Genomic DNA, 18,328 nt, shown 5'->3' with positions numbered 1-18,328 from the left:
GCGCACTGTCGCGCAACAGGTGCCTCGACGGGCAATTGCTCCGTCCGGCGCCATGTCGCCCCATTGACCAAGTTTTTCCGGAAAAACCAAACGCCTATGAGCTTTGCCGATCTCGGCCTCTCTGACGAATTGCTCCAATCGGTCGAGGCCGCCGGTTATACCGAGCCGACTCCGATCCAGGCGCAGACGATTCCGCCCGTGCTGATGATGAAGGACATCATCGGTATCGCGCAGACCGGCACCGGCAAGACCGCCGCCTTCGTGCTGCCGATGATCGACATCCTCGGGCATGGCCGCCGCCGCGCGCTGATGCCGCGATCGCTGATCCTTGAGCCTACGCGCGAACTCGCCGCGCAGGTAGCCGAGAACTTCGAGAAGTACGGCAAGAACCACGACCTGAAGATGGCGCTGCTGATCGGCGGCGTGCAGATGGGCGACCAGCTCAAGGCCCTGTCCGCCGGCGTCGACGTGCTGATCGCCACGCCGGGCCGCCTGATGGACCTGTTCGAGCGCGGCAAGATCATGCTCACCGGCTGCGAACTGCTCGTCATCGACGAAGCCGACCGCATGCTCGACATGGGCTTCATCCCCGACATCGAGACGATCTGCTCGAAGCTGCCGGCCAACCGCCAGACACTGCTGTTCTCCGCCACGATGCCGCCGGTCATCAAGAAGCTGGCCGACCGCTTCCTGACGAACCCCAAGTACATCGAAGTCGCGCGTCCGGCCTCGAACAACACCAGCATCGTCCAGCACAAGGTCGCGGTGTCCTCGCGCGGCAAGCGCGAAGCGCTGCGCCAGATACTCAAGACCGACAACGTCACCACTGCGATCGTTTTCGCCAACCGCAAGACCACTGTGCGCGAACTGGCCAAGAGCCTGAAGAGCTACGGTTTCTCGGCGGGCGAGATCCACGGCGACATGGACCAGGCATCGCGCAACGCGGAACTGGAACGCTTCAAGGCCGGTGAGATCAGCATCCTTTGCGCTTCCGACGTCGCCGCGCGCGGGCTCGACGTGAAGGGCGTGAGCCACGTCTTCAACTTCGACACGCCCTGGCACCCGGACGACTACGTCCACCGCATCGGCCGCACCGGCCGCGGCGGCGCCACCGGCCGCGCCTTCACTTTCGTCGCCCCCGAGGACGCCGAGGCGATCGCCAACGTCGAGAAGCTGACCGGCGGCCCGATCCCGATATACGATCTCGCGCTCGGTGAAACGGGCGAAGCGAGTGCGGCAGCGCCGGCCCGCGAAAGCAAGTCGAAGCGCGGTGAAAAGCCCGCCCGCGAGGAAAAGCCCAAGCGCGAACCGCGCGCAAAGCGCGAGCCCCGCGCTGCCATCGAAGCGCCCGAAGCAGTGGAAATCGCGGTCCAGCCCGAGGCAGCGGCGCCGGTGGCCGAACGCGCCCCGCGCGCCGAGCGTGCGCCCCGCGCCGAACGCGCACCTCGCGCTGAGCGGGCTCCGCGCGCGCCGAGCCGCGAACCCGCAGCTGAAGAACGCACGCCCGCTCGCCGCACACCGGCACCCGCCGCTGCGCGCGACGATGCGTGGAACGGCCCGATCCCTAGCTTCCTCAACGTCTCGGCGCTGTTCTGATCCATCTGCGGCCGGGGCCTCCCGGTCGCGGCCGGAACTTCCGCTGAAACCTTCGTCGCCGCCGCGCAGGCGGGGACCTCGTTTGTTCCCTCTGCATTGCAAGGAAGCGGGGGCAACGAGGTTGATGGTGGAGATCTAGATTGTGGTTCATCCCGGGCAGGACAGCCACTAGGCTGGCCGGATGAGCACAGCCCCCGTCCATCCCCGCCTCTCCGTCAGCGTGGTCTGCGCCGCGCGCTGGCCGCTCGAACGCACGCTGGACCTGCTGCGGCGCCTCGGCGTCGGCGCGGTGTCGCTGACCCTGGCGCGGCTGGGCGATCAGCCCAAGGACGCCATCGCCGTGGTCCGTGAAAGCGGGATGTCGGTCGCTTCGCTGGGCACCGGCGGCGCTTCGCTGATAGATGATGCCCAGACCACCCTCGCGCACCTGCGGCCTCTGATCGACACGGCCGCCGCGCTCGGCTGCACCAATGCCTTCACCGTCTCCGGCCCGGCCCGCGCGCACATGCCGACCGATGAGGCGTTCGATCGGCTGACCGCGATGATCGGGCTCGCCAACGGTTATGCGATCCAGTCGGGCGTCAGGCTGGGGATAGAGCACAATTCCATCGCGACGCGGCAACTGGGCTTCATCGGCTCGCTGGCCGACGCCTGCGAACTGTCACGCCGTGCGGATACCGGCGTCGTCGTCGAGCTGCAGAACTGCTGGTACGAACGCGACCTGCCGCGCCTGTTCCGCGAGAACCAAGAGCGTTTCCTGATCGTCAACGTCAGCGATTTCCGCCTCGGCGAGCCGCTCGCCTTCAACCGCCGCGTGCCTGGCGACGGCTCTATCCATCTCGAATGGCTGCTGGGGGAACTGCTGGAGGCGGGCTACGCCGGGCTGTTCGACCTCGAATTCCTCGGCCCCGCTATCGAGGAGGAGGGCTACGAGGCGGCCATCACGCGCGGGGTCGATTGGCTGGCGGAACGACTGGCCAAGTGGGGTGTGTGAGCCGCGCTCAGGCCGGTTTGACGAAGCTGTCGATCACGCGCTTGCGACCCGAGTGCTCGAAGTCGATCTCCAGCTTGTTGCCTTCCTGCGCGGCGACGGCGCCGTAGCCAAACTTCTCATGGAAGACCCGGTCGCCCACGCCGATGTCGGCGCGGGGCTTGGCGGCGAAGCTGGCGGCGCTGCGAGTGCTTTCGGCGACGCGCTTGGGCTTGGTATCGAACTCCTGCGCCGCCGCGCGCTGCCAGCCGGGGCCGCGCGTGACGATCCGCGAGGGCTGGATGCGGGCGACGTCGGCGAAGGGATCGCCGTGCTCCGACCACTGCGCGCGCCATAGCGAGGCACCGCCCGATAGGGTGGTCTCGGCTTCCACATGATCGTCAGGCAGTTCGGCGATGAAGCGCGAGGGGATCGAGCTGGTCCACTGCCCGTAGATGCGGCGGTTGGCGGCGTGGAGGATCGTGCATTTCCGCCGCGCCCGCGTGATCGCGACGTAGGCGAGGCGGCGCTCCTCCTCCAGGCTGGCGAGGCCGCCTTCGTCGAGCGCCCGCTGCGAGGGGAACACGCCTTCTTCCCAGCCGGGCAGGAACACGTTGTCGAATTCCAGCCCCTTGGCGGCGTGCATGGTCATGATCGTGACCTTCTCCTCGTCTGCCGCATTCTCGTTGTCCATGACGAGGCTGACGTGTTCGAGGAAGTCGCCGAAACTTTCGTATTCCTCCATGGCGCGCGCGAGTTCGACGAGGTTTTCGAGGCGGCCGGTCGCCTCGGCGGTCTTCTCCGCCTGCAGCGCGTCGGTATAGCCGCATTCGTCCATGACGGTGCGCAGGAGGTCGGAGGGCTTCTCGGTGGCCGAGATGTCGCGCCAGCGGGCGAAGTCGCGCATCAGCGAGAGGAAGGAGTTGCGGGCGCGCGCCGGTAGCTCGTCACTGTCGGCGATCTCGATCGCGGCGGCCGTCAGCGGGATGCCGCGCCGGCGGGCGAGGGTGTGGATGCCCTCCAGCGCCTTGGCGCCAAGGCCGCGCTTAGGGGCGTTGTAGATGCGCTCGAACGCGAGGTCGTCCTGGGGCTGGGCGATGACGCGCAGGTACGCCAGCGCATCGCGGATCTCGGCGCGCTCGTAGAAGCGGAAGCCCCCGACGATGCGGTACTTCATGCCGATCGAGATGAAGCGGTCCTCGAACTCGCGGGTCTGGTACTGCGCACGCACGAGGATTGCGACCTGGTCGAGCGGGGCACCTTCGCGCTCCAGCCGTTCGATCTCGTCGCCCACACGGCGCGCTTCCTCCGGGCCGTCCCAGACGCCGACGACGCGCACCTGCTCGCCGGCATGGCGCTCGGTCCACAAGGTCTTGCCGAGGCGCTGGCTGTTCTCGTTGATGAGGCCCGAGGCGGCGCCCAGGATCTGCGGGGTGGAGCGATAGTTCTGCTCCAGCCGGATCACCTTGGCGCCGGGAAAGTCCTTTTCGAATCGCAGGATATTGGCCACTTCCGCGCCGCGCCACGAGTAGATCGACTGATCGTCGTCGCCCACCACGCAGATGTTCTGGCGCCCCTGCGCGATCAGGCGCAGCCACAGGTACTGGACCTGGTTGGTGTCCTGATACTCGTCCACCATCACGTACTTGAAGCGCTGCTGGTACTGTTCGAGCACGTCGCGGTGGGTGCGCAGGATGTTGAGCATGTGGAGCAGCAGGTCGCCGAAATCGCAGGCGTTCACCGCCTTCAGCCGGTCCTGGTAGAGCTGGTAGAACTTCTGGCCCTTGCCGTTGGCGTAAGCCTCGCTCTCGCCCGCGTCGATGTCGGCGGGGTTGAGGCCGCGGTTCTTCCAGCGGTCCAGCAGCTGCGCGAGCTGGCGGGCGGGAAAGCGCTTTTCGTCCACGCCCTCCGCCACGATCAGCTGCTTGAGCAGACGCAGCTGGTCGTCGGTGTCGATGATCGTGTAGTTCGATTGCAGGCCTACCAGCTCGGCATGGCGGCGCAGCATCTTGGCGGCGATCGAGTGGAACGTGCCCAGCCACGGCATGCCCTCCACCGCCGGGCCGATCAGGTGCCCCACGCGCTCACGCATCTCGCGAGCGGCGCGGTTGGTGAAGGTGACGCAGAGGATTTCGCTCGGCCAGGCGAGGCGATTGCGCACCAGATGCGCAAGCCGGGCGGTCAGCGCCGCGGTCTTGCCGGTGCCTGCCCCCGCCAGCATCAGGACCGGCCCCTCGGTGGTCAGCACGGCCTCGCGCTGAGGTTCGTTGAGGCCTTCGATCAGGGCCTCGGGAGGAGGGGGGGCTTGCAGATTGTTCACCGTGAACAACTAGGGAACGGGATGGCTTGGTGCAAGCCCGCTTCGTCGCAGGCACGGAACAATTCCCGGTGCGGTTCGTCGGTCAGGTAGCAAGAAATATAAATGGAGAGTGAGAAATGCGTAAGTTATTGCTCGCAGGTTCCGCTGCCCTCGCCATGATGGCAATTCCCGCCGTCCATGCGCAGGACGCGGGCGCCATGCCCGCCGCTCCAACAGCGGCATCCACCCCCGCTGCTCCCGCCCTGACGGCCGAGCAGAAGGCGATCCACGACGCCTGGACGCCGGAGCAGAAGGCCGACTACGCCTCGTGGCCGAACGACTACAAAGTCTATTACTGGACGCTCAATGCCGAGCAGCAGAAGGGTTACTGGGCTCTGACCGGCGACCAGCGCGGCCAGATCTACAAGATGTCGCCCGAGCAGCGCCAGATGGCGTGGAACTCGGTCGTACAGCAGATGAACGGCCAGACGCCGGCTACCCCTATGGGCCAGGCGAATCCTCCGGGGGAGGGCATGCCGACCGCCGGTGTGCCTGATCCGCAGATGGCCGGGCAGTCCGCTCGCCCCGCCATGCCGGCGGATGAGAACTACCAGGGCGGGCCGTACAAGGGCGCGCTGACGCCTCCGCCCGCGACGGCGATGGACAAGAAGTACCCCAAGTGCAGCAAGACTGTGACGGACGGCTGCGTCAATCGCGGCGGGGTCTGATATAGCGATAGGCCATCCCGACCGTCATCCCAGCGTAGGCTGGGATGACGGTCGATTTGAAGCCGCCGTTCTAGCCCGTTCGACGCATCAGGTGCAGGCGGGCCTTGCCGACGTCGCGCTCGGTCTCGGTTTCGAAGCCGCGGATCGACACGCTCTCGCCCTTGGCGGTTTCGAGGCTGACCCAGGTGGTTTCGCCGATCCAGCCGAGGCGGGCGAGCTTGTCGATCGCCACCGCGCCCGCGCCCGTATCGTAGGGCGGGTCGAGCAGCACGAGGTCGAGCGGCTCCTTGGCCGGGCCCAGCGACATCACTGAACTCGCCCGTACGTCGCAGCTGGCCTGCGCGCGCAGGGCGGCGATGTTGGCGCGCAGCGCGCGGATCGCGGCAGCGTCCTGGTCGACGAAGAGGCAATGCGCCGCCCCGCGCGAAAGGGCTTCGAGGCCCAACGCACCGGACCCGGCGAAGAGGTCGGCGACTTTCAGGCCCTCGAAGTCGCCCAGCCGGCTCACCAGCATCGAGAACAGCGTCTCGCGCGTGCGGTCGGCGGTGGGACGGGTAGTGTCCCCCTGCGGCGCGGCCAGTTTGCGGCCGCGCCATTCTCCGGCGATTATACGTAGTCCGCTCAAGCCTCGGGCTCCTCGGCCTCGGGTTCGTTGGCTTCGGGCGCGGCAGGCTTGTCAGCCCGGGCATTGGCTTCGCGCGCGGCGCTTTCCTTCAGCGTGCGGCGGAAGTTCTCGAGGTCCTTCTGCGACACTTCGCCCGCCGTCCCCTTGGGCATGTCGCCCAGCACGAAGGGACCGTAGGCGACGCGCAGCAGGCGGCTGACCTGCAGGTCGAGCGCTTCCAGCACGCGGCGGACTTCGCGGTTCTTGCCCTCGGTGAGCGTCATCTCGATCCACTGGTTGCGCCCGGTACGGCGCTCCATGTTGGCGTTGATCTTGCCGTAGATCACGCCGTCGACCTCGATGCCTTCCATCAGTTCCTCGAGGCGGCTTTGCGTGATGTCGCCGAAAGTACGCGCGCGGTAAGTGCGCGGCACGCCGGTCGAGGGCAGTTCGAGCTGGCGCTTGAACTCGCCGTCGTTGGTCAGCAGCAGCAATCCCTCGGTGTTGAGATCGAGGCGGCCGATCGGCATCACGCGGCCCGAACCTTCGGGAAGGGCGTTGCGAAGCGCGCTGTAGATCGTCGGCCGTCCGGCGGGATCGCGCTCGGCGGTGATGAGGCCGGCAGGCTTGTGGAACAGGAACAGACGGGTGTGTTCCGGTTCCGCGATGAGGTTGCCGTCGACGGTGACGCCGGCCAGGCTGGTCAGCACCGTGGAGGGCGCCTCGACGATTTGATCGCCGATGCGCACACGGCCTTCGGCGATCAGGCGCTCCACTTCGCGGCGGCTGGCGACGCCGGCACGGGCGAGCAGCTTGGCGATCCGCTCGCCGTCGCGGGCGGGGAGAAGCGGGTTCTTGGGCGTCGGCTTGGCGGCGCGGGGCGCCGGGCCGGGGTTGGCGATGGGCCGGGGCGGGCGCGGAGCATCGCCGCGTCCGAAACGTCCGCCGCCGCTACGCTCGTCGCGCCGATCGTCACGGGGACCTCGCGAGTAGGTGGCGCGGGGGGCACCATCGCGCGAGGCGCCGCGCGGAGCGTCGTCGCGCGAATAGGCACCGCGCGGCGTGCCGCCCCGGTAGGCCTCACGCGGCGCTGCGTCACGCGGCGCATCGTCGCGGCGAGGAGGGCGCGGGCTGGCGCCATCGCGCGGTGCGCTGCCGCGCGGGGAATCGCCGCGAGGGCCGCCGTCACGGGAGTAACCGCCGCGTTGCCCGCCACGAGGCGAGTCCTCGCGGCCTGCGCCGCCACGGTATCCGCCGTCACGCGGCGCGCCGCTGCGGGGGGCATCACCGCGAGGGGCTCCGTCGCGCGAACCGCGATACCCGCCGTCGCGAGGAGCCGCGTCGCGCGAATAGCCGCCGCGCGAGCCGCCGCCGCTGCGAGGGCCGTCGTCGCGGCCGCCTCCGCTGCGCGACCCGCCTGAATTGTAGCGCGGAGCGCCGCCGCCAGGGGTTTCCTCGCGGCCTCGGCCGCTACGGGGCGCGTCGCCGCGCGGGGAGCCCTCACGAGCGCCGCCGTCACGGCTGCCGCCGCGAGGGGAACTGCCGAACGAGGAACGATCGCGGGAAGAGCCGCCGCCGGAAGAACCATGGGGCGGACGGCCGCGACCGGAGCCGCCGGACTTGCTGGGTGGTTTGGACATGACGGGCCCATACCTGTTGATCGCCGCTTCATCCAGCCTTCCCTTCGCGGCAGGCCCCGCTAAGTTGCGGCCATGTTCGCCCAGGTGGCGCCCATGTACGCTTAGGTAGCTTCAAGGAGACAGGCGTGGACGCCGATAGCAGTGTTGAGCGTCGCGGTGCCTGGGGCTCGGTAAAGCCTTATTTTGAAAAGGAATCGCTCGCCTCGTTCATGCTCGGGCTGTCCTCGGGCTTCCCCTATGCGATGATCGGCGCGACGCTGACGACCCGCCTGGCGCAGGACGGGATCGACAAGAAGGTCGTGACCGCCTTCACTCTCGCCTTCCTCGTCTACAACCTGAAGGTCTTCTGGGCCTGGATCATCGATGGCGTACGCCTGCCGCTGCTGCACCGCATGGGCCAGCGCGTCTCGTGGATGCTGGTCTGCGGGCTCGCGGTGATGGCCGCCGTCGTCAACCTTGCGCTGGTCGATCCCGGGGCCAACCTGCAGGCCACCGTCATTGCGGCCGTGCTGGTGGGCGTGGCCGGTGCCAGCTTCGACATCGTCATCGACGCCTACCGGATCGAGACGCTCAAACCTTATCAGCTCGGCACCGGCTCGGGCATGAGCCAGTACGGTTGGCGCATCGGCTCCGCGGGCGCGGGCGCTTTGGCGCTGGTGCTGTCGGCGCGCTACGGCTGGAGCGTAGGCTACATGGCCTGCGCGCTGTTCGCACTGCCGGCCATGCTCACCGCCCTGTTCCTCGGCGAGCCCGAGCGGCGCAAGGTGGTGGTCGAGAAGAAGGGCGTCGCAGAAGTCTGGAGCTCGATCGTCGGCCCCTTCGGCGAGTTCTTCCGCCGCAACGGGGCGTTCCTGGTGCTGCTGTTCATCCTCGTCCACAAGATCGGCGACACGCTGGCGAACCTGACCTTCCGCCTGCTGTTCGACGACCTTGGCTTCACCAACGACGAGATCGCGATCTACGATATCGGGCTGGGCTTCTGGGCCTACATGATCGGCGTCTTCATCGGCGGCGTCGCCTATGCGCGGATGGGCCTGAAGCGGTCGGTCATGCTCTCGCTGGTGCTGATGGGCGTCTCCAACCTCAGCTTCGCGGCGTTGGCAGCGGCGGGCCACAGCAACTGGGGCATGGCCGGCGCGATCGGCTTCGAGAACATCGCCAGCGGCTACGGCGGCGTGGTGGTGATCGCCTATTTCTCGGCCCTGTGCGACCTTCGTTACACCGCCTCGCAATACGCGCTGATCTCGGCGGCGGCGAGCGTGGTCGGGCGGCTGCTTACCGGCACGACGGCGGGCGCGCTGATCGAGGCTATGGGTTACGTGAACTTCTACCTGCTCACCACGGTCGCTTCGTTGCCGGGCATGGTGCTATTCTGGTGGATGAGCCGCTCGGGACTCGTCGATCAGGCAATGGGTTCGGCGGGCGAGGTGGACCCGGACGAGGACGTGTTTGCCTGAGAGGCCTTCAGTCCGGCCACTCACCGTTCTCACGCAGCACCGCGCCCGCGAGGTAGAGCGACCCAGCGACCAGCACCGAGCGCGGGTTTCGGCGTTCCAGCTCGCGCAAGGCGGTCGCGACGTCCGGCGCGCACGTGGTCTCCACCGGCCAGCCTGAGAAAGCCTCGGGGGGCAGGCAGTTGTGGCCGGGCACCGGCACCAGCGTGACGCTCTCGACGTGGCGGTGCAGCGGATCGAGCAGGGCGCCGGGGTCCTTGCCCTCGATCATGCCCAGGACGAGATGCGGCGCGATCTCCTGCTCTGCGAGGAACGTCGCGAGCGCCAGCCCCGCATCGCGGTTGTGGCCGCCGTCTAGCCACACCGGGGTGCCGGGAACGAGCCGGGTGAGGGGGCCGTCACCCAGTAGCTGCATTCGAGCGGGCCAGCGCGCGGCGCGGATGCCCTTGGCCATCGCCTGCGGGTCGATGCGCAGCAGGTCCTGCCGGCGCAGCATGGCGACGGCGAGTGCGGCATTGTCGGCCTGATGGACGCCGGGGATATGCGGCAGCGGCAGGGTCAGCGACCCGTCGCCGTCCTCGAAGTATAGGGCGTCGCTGGTCGCTCGCGCGTTCCAGCAGTCGCCGCGCCAGAACAGCGGTACGTGTTCGGAGGCGGCCAGCGACTGCAGCACGGCCATGACGGGCACCGGATACCCTTGCGTCACCAGCGGCACGCCGGGGCGGCGGATGCCCGCTTTCTCGAAGGCGATCCGGGCAAGCGGTTCGGCGGGAGTGCCGTCCTCAGGCGCGAGGAGGAAGCGTTCGTGGTCGATCCCCAGCGTCGCGATCCCGCAAACGAGTGGGGCGGGCAGGACGTTGGTTGCGTCGAACCGGCCGCCGAGGCCGACCTCGATCACGCAGGCGTCGGCCGGATGGCGGTAGAAGGCGAGGAAGCTGGCGGCGATGGTGACTTCGAAGAAGCTGACGCTCAGGCCTTCCGAGGCATCCAGCACTTCGGCCAGCAGTGAGGCCAGCTCGTCGTCGCCGACAAGCTCCCCTGCAATGCGGATGCGCTCGTTGTAGCGGACGAGATGCGGGCTGGTGATCGCGTGGACGCGGTAGCCCTGCGCCTCCAGGATCGCACGCAGGTAGGCACAGGTCGAACCCTTGCCGTTGGTACCGGCTACGTGGAAGGCGGGCGCTATCGCCAGGTGCGGATCCCCCAGCCGCGCCAGCAGTTCGCGGATCGCGTCGAGCCCGATGCGTCCCTGCGGCAGCGACAGCGCGGCGAGCCGGTCGAGCTGGGCCTGGACGGCGGCCGCGTCGGACACCGCGAAGTCGCGCATCAGCGCGCCGAATGCACCGCTTGCGCCAGCGCCGAGGTCAGCTCCCTGAGCGGGCCCGCGGCCTTGTCGCCGTGCTGCTTGACGAGGTCGACGAGCGCCGAGCCGACGACGACGCCGTCGGCAACCTTGGCGATGGCGGCAGCCTGCTCGGGCGTGCGCACGCCGAAGCCCACCGCGACCGGGATCGTGCTTGCGGCCTTCAGCCGGGCGACCGCTTCGTCGATCGAGGTCTGCGCCGCCTGCTGCATGCCGGTGATGCCCGCGACGGAGACGTAATAGAGGAAGCCCGAAGAACCCTCCAGCACCGCCGGAAGCCGGCCGGCATCGGTGGTCGGCGTGGCGAGGCGGATCAGCGAGACGCCCTGTGCGCGCAGTGCCGGACCGAGCGCGGCGTCCTCCTCGGGCGGGATGTCGACACAGATGACGCCGTCGACGCCGGCCTTGGCGCAGGCATCGGCGAACCACTCGGGGCCGCGCACGGTCATCGGATTGGCATAGCCCATCAGCACCAGCGGCACCTGCGGATGGCGCGCGCGGAAGGCGGTGGCGATGGCGAAGATGTCGGAGGTCTTGGTGCCCGCTGCGAAGGAGCGCAGGTTCGCTTCCTGGATCGCCTGGCCGTCGGCCATGGGATCGGTGAAGGGCATACCCACCTCGATCACGTCGGCGCCGCCCTCAACCAGCGCATCGAGGTTGGCGGCGGTATCGCCGTCGCCCCCGGTAATGAAGCAGACGAGCGCGGGGCCTTTGGCGAATGCGGTTTCGAAGCGGGTCATCAGGAGAACAGCGTCTTTCCGGAAAAGCGGAGAATGGCGGCGGTCAGGCCGATGAACAAGGCGAGGTAGGCGAGACTGACGGCGATGTCGGCCCAATCACCCCGGAACGCGAATGCCCAGAAGTAACCCGCTCCCGAGAGATTGAAGGAGCGGGCGCGCACGAGGTCCGCGAGCACCCGGATCGCCGGGAAAACCGCCATCCAGAGGACGGCGGCGTCGATCAGCGACCGTTGCCACCCGCCCTTCTTCAAAGTTCGACCCCCAGCGCCTCGGCAACGGTGAAGATGTCCTTGTCACCGCGTCCGGAGACGTTGACGACGAGGATCTTGTCCTCGTCCATCTCGGCGGTCAGCTGCGGCAGGGCGGCGAGGGCGTGGGCGCTTTCCAGCGCGGGGATGATGCCTTCGAGCGCGCAGCACAGCTGGAACGCCTCGAGCGCCTCGTCGTCGGTGATCGGCACGTAGCGCACCCGGCCGCTCTCGTGCAGCCAGGAGTGCTCGGGCCCGAGGCCGGGGTAGTCGAGGCCCGCGCTGATCGAGTGGGCCTCGGTGATCTGGCCGTCTTCGTCCTGCAGCAGGTAAGTCTTGTTGCCGTGGAGAATGCCGGGCTTGCCGCCGGTAAGGCTTGCCGCGTGCTTGCCCGTTTCGACGCCGTGGCCTGCCGCCTCGATCCCGACCATCGCGACTTCGGCGTCGTCGAGGAAGGGGTGGAACATGCCGATAGCGTTCGATCCGCCGCCTACGGCCGCTACCAGCATGTCGGGCAGGCGGCCCTCGGCCTCCAGCATCTGTTCGCGCGTCTCGTTGCCGATTACGCTCTGGAAGTCGCGGACGAGTTCCGGATAGGGGTGCGGGCCGGCAGCGGTGCCAATGATGTAGAACGTGTCGTGGACGTTGGCGACCCAGTCTCGCAGCGCCTCGTTCATCGCGTCCTTCAGTGTTTCCGCGCCGCTGGTAACGGGGTGGACCTCGGCGCCGAGCAGCTTCATGCGGAAGACGTTGGGCTTCTGCCGCTCGACGTCCTTGGCGCCCATGAAGATGACGCAGGGCAGACCGAAGCGTGCCGCGACAGTGGCAGTGGCGACACCGTGCTGGCCCGCGCCGGTCTCGGCGATGATGCGGGTCTTGCCCATGCGCATGGCGAGCAGGATCTGGCCGACGCAGTTGTTGATCTTGTGCGCGCCGGTGTGGTTCAGGTCCTCGCGCTTGAAATAAATCTTCGGGCCCTTGCCCTCCGGCGCGAGCGCGCGGAAGTGCTCGGTGATGCGGGGCGCGGGGTAGAGCGGGCTCGGGCGGCCGACGAAGGTCTTGAGCAGGTCGTCGAACTGCGCCTGGAATTCCGGATCATGCCGGGCCGCGCGGTATTCCTTCTCCAGATCGAGAATCAGCGGCATCAGCGTTTCGGCGACGTAGCGTCCGCCGAACTGACCGAAGTGGCCTGTCTCGTCAGGGAGCGTGCGCCAGGAATTCTTGGCCAGGTTCGCGGGCGCGGGAGTCGGCGAGGAAGTCATGGGCGGATGATCTGTCATGACACCGGCGATTGGCAGAGGGGCAGGCGGTTGTCCAGACGCCTTTGCAGCAGGGGCCCGCCTGCATGGGCGATGGGAATGGACCGGCTCCCCTTCAATTGCAAACAACGCAACTGGCTTGCCGCAAAAGCATCATAATGTCTCAAAGCTGCAGTTTCGTGACGTTTTGGCGCATTTAAAGTAATTTTCGTTCATCTGCGCGCAAGGAGGGCAGGCCCAGCGGCGGGGCTCCCGGTGAGGGCCGGGACTTTGAATACTGGAGTTTAGAATATGCGTATTGCACTTGTTTCGTTTGCCGCCGTTGCCACCCTGGCTGCCGCCGCTCCCGCCATGGCCAACGAAGCCCGCGTCGAAACGCGCGGCGGCGTGATTTGGAACAACAGCGACACCGAAGCGACCGCAGGCATCGCGGCCGGCTACGACTACGACCTTGGCGACAAGCTGTTCGTCGGTGTGCAGGGTTCGGCCGACAAGATTCTTACCGGCGGCACGCGCGTGTCGTGGGGCGCCGGTGGCCGCGTCGGCATGAAGCTCACGCCCGCCACCAAGGCTTACGCGCTGGCGGACTGGGAGTCGAAGAACACCCGCTACGGCAACAGCGCCGTGGGCGTCGGTGGCGGCATCCAGCAGGACGTCGGTTCGCGCTACTACGTGAAGGCGGAGTACCAGCACCTGCTGGTCGGCGACAACACTCCCGACGCCGATCGCGGCGTGGTGGGCGTGGGCGTGAAGTTCTGATCGTTCGCGACTGATCAGCTTACGCTCGCCGCAAGTCCCGAGTGGGCGAGCGTGAAGCCAAGGAAAGGGCGGTCCGGCAACGGGCCGCCCTTTCTTATTGCGCGGAGCGGACGGCGGCGCAGAAGGCGGCGATGCGGCTCTCGTCCTTGACGCCGGGCGCGCTCTCGACGCCGGAGGAAGTATCGACCAGCGGCGTGCCCGTCCGCCGGATGGCATCGGCCACGTTGGACGGATCGAGGCCGCCCGCGAGGCCCCAGGGGGCGGGCCCTTTCCAGTTGGCCACGAGGCTCCAGTCGAAGCTGAGGCCCATGCCGCCGGGCAGGGTGCCCTTGGGCGTCCTGGCGTCGAACAGGATCAGGTCGACCGCGTCGGCATAGGCGGACGCGCGCTCGACGTCGCGGGCGCTGGCCACGGGCAGGGCCTTCCACACGGGAATGCCGAAGCGGGCCCGAAGCTGGGCTGCGCGCTCGGGCGTTTCCTCGCCGTGGAGTTGCAGGGCGTCGAGGCGCGCGGCGGTCACCGCCTCGCCGAGCAGAGTGTCGTCGGCATCGACGAACAGGCCGACGCGGCCGATCCGGCCCTCCGCCCGTTCGGACAGCAGCGCGGCCTCGGCGGGCGTCACGGCGCGAGGGCTCTTCGGAAAGAATACGAGCCCGATGTGCGCGGCACGCGCGCGCATTACCGCCTCGAGGCTGGCGGGCGTGCTGATGCCGCAGATCTTTATCGCCGCTGTTGGCATGTGCGCTTTCCGGACTAGATTGCGTGCCGCACCGTCAGGGGGACACCGATGAAACGACTGGGCCGCTATCTAATGCCATTCGCTGCCGCCGCAATGCTCGGCGGGTGCAATGTGCAGGCCTCGATAAAGGAAGCCGAAGCGGAAGTGGGGCACTTCCATCACGAACTGGATGCGGGGAACTGGCAGGCGGTGTGGAAAGGAGCCGACCCGGAACTGCGCAAGGCCGGTACGCGGGCGCAGTTCGGGCAGTTGCTCGAGGCGGTGCACCGCAAGCTGGGCAATGTGAAGTCGACGAAGCAGGTCGGCTGGAACGCCAATGCGACCACCGGCGGCAGCTTCATCACTGTCGCCATGGAAACCACGTTCGAACGCGGCAGCGCGGCCGAGCAGTTCGTCTATCGCAAAGGCAACGCCGACCAGCTTACGCTGGTCGGCTACCATATTCAGTCGGAGCAGATGATGGTGAACTGACGTTCTTACGGGGCCAGTTCGAACTGCACCGTCACGTTGACGTTCATCTCCAACTCCCCAGCGGCGACCGGCGGCGAGGGCGCGGCGGCGACGTCCATCGCTTCCTTGCGCATGTACATCACCGGCTGCGGGGCATAGCCGCCGCTCTCACCGATCGAGACGATGCGGGCGACGCGAAGGCCCGCAGCCTTGGCGTAGAGGTCGGCGCGGGCGCGGGCGACCTTCATCGCTTCGATCCGGGCTTCGTCCTGCGCCGCCTCGGGCTTGTCGAGCATGAAGTTCGGGCCGTTCACCTGGTTCGCGCCCGCCGCCACGAGCGCGTCGATCACCTTGCCCATGTCGCCCAGCTTGCGCTGACGGACCGAGACGTTGTTCGTGGCTTGGTAGCCGACGATCCGCTGCGGGCCGTCCTCGTAACTGCCGTCGGGCAGGCGCTTGGGCTGCGAATAGACGGGGTTGACGCTGAGGTTGCTCGTCTGGACATCGCGGTCGGCGATACCGGCACGCTTCAGCGCGGCGATCACCTGCGTCATGCGCGTGGAGTTGGCCGAAAGCGCCTCACTCGCGGTGGCGCCCTGCGTCGTGACGCCGGCCGAGTAGCTCGCGAGGTCGGGCGTGCGGGTGGACGAACCCTGCGCGCTCACTGTCAACAGCGTGTGCCCGGCTTCGATCGCGGGGACAGGGCCCACCTGCTGGGCCAGCGCGGGTGCGGCGGGAAGCATCGCTGCGCCCAGGGCACTCGCGGCGATCAGGTTCAGGTGTTTCATTTCAGGTCGCACTCCGTTCACTTGTTTCCGGAGCAACGATCTGGAGGCCGAGGGGTTTCGCGGCGCTGAACGGCAGGGTGAGTGATTGTTAAGGTGAGTGGATGTTAGGGTTGATCCAAACCTTAGAGGGTAGCCTCGATCGCTCGGGCGGCCGCCAGCGGGTCCTCCGCCCGGCTGATCGGGCGGCCGATGACGAGTACGCTGGCGCCGGCGTCGCGAGCTTCGCGCGGAGTGACGATGCGCTTCTGGTCGCCGTGGGCGCCGTTCGCCTTGCCGTCGGCGGGGCGCAGGCCGGGGACGACGAAGTAGCCGTCCTTCCACTGCCTGTGGACCGCGCCGACCTCGTGGCCGGAGCAGACGATGCCGTCGAGCCCGGCGGAGTGGGCGAGTTCGGCAAGGCGCAAGGCCTGCTCGTGCGGGTCGGCGGCAGTGACGCCGATCGCGGCGAGATCGTCGCCGTCGAGGCTGGTGAGCACGGTGACCGCCACGACCTTGCAGTTTTCTCCGGCAGCGGCCTTGGCATCCTCCATCATCGCCCGGCCGCCGGCGGCATGGACGGTGACGATCGAGGGCTGGAGGACGTGGATCGCCTGCATCGCGCCGGCGACGGTATTGGGAATGTCGTGCAGCTTGAGGTCGAGGAAGATCGGCAGGCCGGTCTTGTGCAGTTCGTGGACGCCGTGGTGGCCGTGGGCGCAGAAGAATTCGAGCCCCAGCTTGATCCCGCCGATGTGCCCGGAAACCTTGCGCGCCAGAGCCTCGGCGGCGTCGAGGCGGGGCAGGTCGAGGGCGAGATAGACGGGATTGTGGTTCATGGTTTCAGCGGTTCCGACGGGTTTTCGATGGCGAAGGCGGGGTCCGTCTCGGGGACGGCCGCCGGAGTGGTGACGGGCACGGTCGCGGGATTGGTCAGCGCGGCGGTGGAATTCGCGCGGAGCGAATTTTCCAAGCTGGCGATGCGGCGGTTGAGCCGCCAGCGCACGGCGCGCAGGTAGAGCCATACCGGCAGCATGCCGAGACCGAAGAACAGCAGGGCGACGAAGCCCACCGGCCAGTCGAAGTGGATGTAGTTGCCGTTTTCGAGCGGCCAGAAGTTCACCGGCGCGGTGTTCCAGTTCATCGCGATGAACGCCACGAGAATCGCGGTGACCACGACCCACGCGATAGTGCGGATGACCTGCATGCTACCTCCTGCTTTCCCCCGCGGAAACACGGATGCTAGGCGGGATTTTTGGGCAAGGGAAGGGTGGTCCTTGGCCGATTGCTGCACCTTTTCCTCGATCCCGATTTTGCAGGACCGAGGAAAGGGAAAGCAGGCTCAGGCGCCGAACACCCGGGCGAAGATCGTGTCGACGTGCTTGAAGTGATAGTCGAGGTTGAACTTGTCCTCGATCACTTCGGCAGGCAGCGCGGCGGCGACTTCGGGGTCGGCCTTGAGCAGTTCGAGCAGGCTGAGCTGGCCGTCCGATTCCCACACCTTCATGGCGTTGCGCTGGACGAGGCGATAGCTCTCGTCGCGCGAGAGGCCGGCCTGCGTCAGCGCCAGCAGCACACGCTGCGAGTGGACGAGGCCGCCCATGCGGTCGAGGTTCTTCTGCATGCGCTCAGGGTAGATCAGCAGCTTGTCGATCACGCCGGTCAGACGGCCCAGCGCGAAGTCGAGAGTGATCGTCGCGTCGGGGCCGATGAAGCGCTCGACCGACGAGTGCGAGATGTCGCGCTCGTGCCAGAGCGCTACGTTCTCCATCGCCGGGACGACCGCCGAACGGACGACGCGGGCGAGGCCGGTGAGGTTTTCTGTGAGCACAGGGTTGCGCTTGTGCGGCATCGCCGACGAGCCCTTCTGGCCGGGCGAGAAGTATTCCTCGGCCTCGAGCACTTCGGTGCGCTGGAGATGGCGGACCTCGACGGCAAGACGCTCGATCGAGGAGGCGATGACGCCCAGCACCGCGAAGAACATGGCGTGGCGGTCGCGCGGGATGACCTGGGTCGACACGGGCTCGATGCCGAGGCCCATCTTGTCGGCGACATATTCCTCCACCGCCGGATCGACGTTCGCGAAGGTGCCCACCGCGCCCGAGATCGCGCAGGTCGCGACGTCCTCGCGGGCGGCGACGAGGCGCGCGCGGCAGCGGGTGAACTCGGCGTAGGCTTCGGCCAGCTTCAGGCCGAAAGTCACCGGCTCGGCATGGATGCCGTGGCTGCGGCCGATGGTCGGGGTGTACTTGTGCTCCTCGGCACGGCGCTTGATCGCGGTCAGCAGGGCGTCGAGGTCGGCGATCAGGAGGTCGGCGGCCTTGACCAGCTGCACGTTGAGCGTGGTGTCCAGCACGTCGGAGCTGGTCATGCCCTGGTGCATGAAGCGCGCTTCGGGGCCGACCTGCTGGGCGACCCAGTCGAGGAAGGCGATGACGTCGTGCTTGGTGACGGCCTCGATGGCGTCGATCGCGGCGACGTCGATCGTCGGGTTCGTCGCCCACCAGTCCCACAGGGCCTTGCCGGCGCTCGGCGGCACGGTGCCCATCTCGCCCATCTTGACGGCGGCGTGCGCCTCGATCTCGAACCAGATGCGATAACGCGCTTCGGGCTCCCAGATCGCGGTCATCGCGGGGCGGGAATAGCGGGGGACCATGTTCGACTCCTGTGGCTCTGACCGGCGAGCCGCTAGGCGGCGGGGGCTCGAAAGGCAAG

General features: G+C 67.8%; 18 protein-coding genes. 6 read left to right on the top strand and 12 right to left on the bottom strand.

Features of this window, described 5'->3' with window-relative positions; all coding sequences use genetic code 11:
- The first annotated feature begins 96 nt into the window (after positions 1 to 96).
- Together PMI02_RS02575 and PMI02_RS25705 are read left to right on the top strand one after the other, a co-directional pair.
- Positions 97 to 1,596 (top strand): DEAD/DEAH box helicase, encoded by a 1,500-nt coding sequence (locus PMI02_RS02575; protein WP_007678312.1) that lies wholly within the window; start codon positions 97 to 99, stop codon positions 1,594 to 1,596.
- 181 nt (positions 1,597 to 1,777) lie between these two features.
- A complete protein-coding gene (locus tag PMI02_RS25705; RefSeq protein ID WP_007678310.1) occupies positions 1,778 to 2,590 on the top strand; it encodes a sugar phosphate isomerase/epimerase in 813 nt (270 codons plus the stop codon).
- Positions 2,591 to 2,597: 7 nt separating this feature from the next.
- Here PMI02_RS25705 and PMI02_RS02565 read toward each other — a convergent pair whose 3' ends face one another.
- Complete coding sequence (locus PMI02_RS02565) at positions 2,598 to 4,886, bottom strand: ATP-dependent helicase (protein WP_007678308.1); 2,289 nt, start codon at positions 4,884 to 4,886, stop codon at positions 2,598 to 2,600.
- A 116-nt stretch (positions 4,887 to 5,002) separates the two neighbouring features.
- Between PMI02_RS02565 and PMI02_RS02560 the strand changes: the two genes are divergently transcribed.
- A complete protein-coding gene (locus PMI02_RS02560; RefSeq protein WP_007678306.1) occupies positions 5,003 to 5,593 on the top strand; it encodes a hypothetical protein in 591 nt (196 codons plus the stop codon).
- A 70-nt stretch (positions 5,594 to 5,663) separates the two neighbouring features.
- Here the strand turns inward: PMI02_RS02560 and rsmD are convergent, their stop codons facing one another.
- Together rsmD and PMI02_RS27815 are read right to left on the bottom strand one after the other, a co-directional pair.
- On the bottom strand, positions 5,664 to 6,218 hold the full coding sequence (gene rsmD, locus PMI02_RS02555) for a 16S rRNA (guanine(966)-N(2))-methyltransferase RsmD (protein WP_007678304.1): 555 nt from the start codon (positions 6,216 to 6,218) through the stop codon (positions 5,664 to 5,666).
- Positions 6,215 to 7,837: a pseudouridine synthase gene (locus PMI02_RS27815; protein WP_007678303.1), complete on the bottom strand. Its 1,623-nt coding sequence runs from the start codon at positions 7,835 to 7,837 to the stop codon at positions 6,215 to 6,217. The genes rsmD and PMI02_RS27815 overlap by 4 nt, the downstream gene beginning before the upstream one ends.
- Before the next feature lie 125 nt (positions 7,838 to 7,962).
- On the opposite strand from PMI02_RS27815, the gene PMI02_RS02545 reads away from it, so the two are divergent.
- A complete protein-coding gene (locus tag PMI02_RS02545) occupies positions 7,963 to 9,294 on the top strand; it encodes an MFS transporter (protein ID WP_007678300.1) in 1,332 nt (443 codons plus the stop codon).
- Positions 9,295 to 9,301: 7 nt separating this feature from the next.
- Here PMI02_RS02545 and PMI02_RS02540 read toward each other — a convergent pair whose 3' ends face one another.
- The 4 genes from PMI02_RS02540 to trpB are packed head-to-tail and all read right to left on the bottom strand — an operon-like array spanning position 9,302 to position 12,904.
- Complete coding sequence (locus tag PMI02_RS02540) at positions 9,302 to 10,618, bottom strand: folylpolyglutamate synthase/dihydrofolate synthase family protein (protein ID WP_007678298.1); 1,317 nt, start codon at positions 10,616 to 10,618, stop codon at positions 9,302 to 9,304.
- Positions 10,618 to 11,394 (bottom strand): tryptophan synthase subunit alpha, encoded by a 777-nt coding sequence (gene trpA / locus PMI02_RS02535; RefSeq protein WP_007678288.1) that lies wholly within the window; start codon positions 11,392 to 11,394, stop codon positions 10,618 to 10,620. Before trpA ends, PMI02_RS02540 begins: the two co-directional genes overlap by 1 nt.
- A complete protein-coding gene (locus PMI02_RS02530; protein ID WP_238538956.1) occupies positions 11,394 to 11,594 on the bottom strand; it encodes a hypothetical protein in 201 nt (66 codons plus the stop codon). The genes trpA and PMI02_RS02530 overlap by 1 nt, the downstream gene beginning before the upstream one ends.
- A 47-nt stretch (positions 11,595 to 11,641) precedes the next feature.
- Positions 11,642 to 12,904 (bottom strand): tryptophan synthase subunit beta, encoded by a 1,263-nt coding sequence (gene trpB / locus PMI02_RS02525; protein ID WP_007678284.1) that lies wholly within the window; start codon positions 12,902 to 12,904, stop codon positions 11,642 to 11,644.
- Positions 12,905 to 13,192: 288 nt separating this feature from the next.
- Here trpB and PMI02_RS02520 point away from each other — a divergent pair, with 288 nt between their 5' ends.
- Positions 13,193 to 13,660, top strand: a complete 468-nt coding sequence (locus tag PMI02_RS02520; RefSeq protein ID WP_007678282.1) for an outer membrane beta-barrel protein — start codon at positions 13,193 to 13,195, stop codon at positions 13,658 to 13,660.
- Positions 13,661 to 13,754: 94 nt separating this feature from the next.
- Here PMI02_RS02520 and PMI02_RS02515 read toward each other — a convergent pair whose 3' ends face one another.
- Complete coding sequence (locus PMI02_RS02515) at positions 13,755 to 14,399, bottom strand: phosphoribosylanthranilate isomerase (protein ID WP_007678281.1); 645 nt, start codon at positions 14,397 to 14,399, stop codon at positions 13,755 to 13,757.
- Between the two features lie 48 nt (positions 14,400 to 14,447).
- On the opposite strand from PMI02_RS02515, the gene PMI02_RS02510 reads away from it, so the two are divergent.
- A complete protein-coding gene (locus tag PMI02_RS02510; RefSeq protein WP_007678279.1) occupies positions 14,448 to 14,870 on the top strand; it encodes a DUF4019 domain-containing protein in 423 nt (140 codons plus the stop codon).
- Between the two features lie 5 nt (positions 14,871 to 14,875).
- Here the strand turns inward: PMI02_RS02510 and PMI02_RS02505 are convergent, their stop codons facing one another.
- The 4 genes from PMI02_RS02505 to purB form a co-directional block, all read right to left on the bottom strand.
- Positions 14,876 to 15,637 carry an SIMPL domain-containing protein gene (locus PMI02_RS02505; protein WP_007678277.1) on the bottom strand — a complete coding sequence of 254 codons (762 nt, stop codon included), beginning with the start codon at positions 15,635 to 15,637 and terminating at the stop codon, positions 14,876 to 14,878.
- Positions 15,638 to 15,759: 122 nt separating this feature from the next.
- Positions 15,760 to 16,452, bottom strand: coding sequence for an orotidine-5'-phosphate decarboxylase (pyrF, locus tag PMI02_RS02500; protein ID WP_007678275.1), 693 nt, complete (start codon positions 16,450 to 16,452; stop codon positions 15,760 to 15,762).
- Positions 16,449 to 16,820 (bottom strand): LapA family protein, encoded by a 372-nt coding sequence (locus tag PMI02_RS02495; protein ID WP_007678273.1) that lies wholly within the window; start codon positions 16,818 to 16,820, stop codon positions 16,449 to 16,451. The genes pyrF and PMI02_RS02495 overlap by 4 nt, the downstream gene beginning before the upstream one ends.
- Before the next feature lie 135 nt (positions 16,821 to 16,955).
- On the bottom strand, positions 16,956 to 18,269 hold the full coding sequence (gene purB / locus PMI02_RS02490) for an adenylosuccinate lyase (protein ID WP_007678269.1): 1,314 nt from the start codon (positions 18,267 to 18,269) through the stop codon (positions 16,956 to 16,958).
- Between the last annotated feature and the right edge of the window lie 59 nt (positions 18,270 to 18,328).

This window comes from Novosphingobium sp. AP12 (genome assembly GCF_000281975.1).
Taxonomy (GTDB): Bacteria; Pseudomonadota; Alphaproteobacteria; order Sphingomonadales; family Sphingomonadaceae; genus Novosphingobium.
The sequence above is the reverse complement of the archived record's forward strand: the minus strand, read 5'-3'. Positions and strand labels throughout refer to the sequence as shown.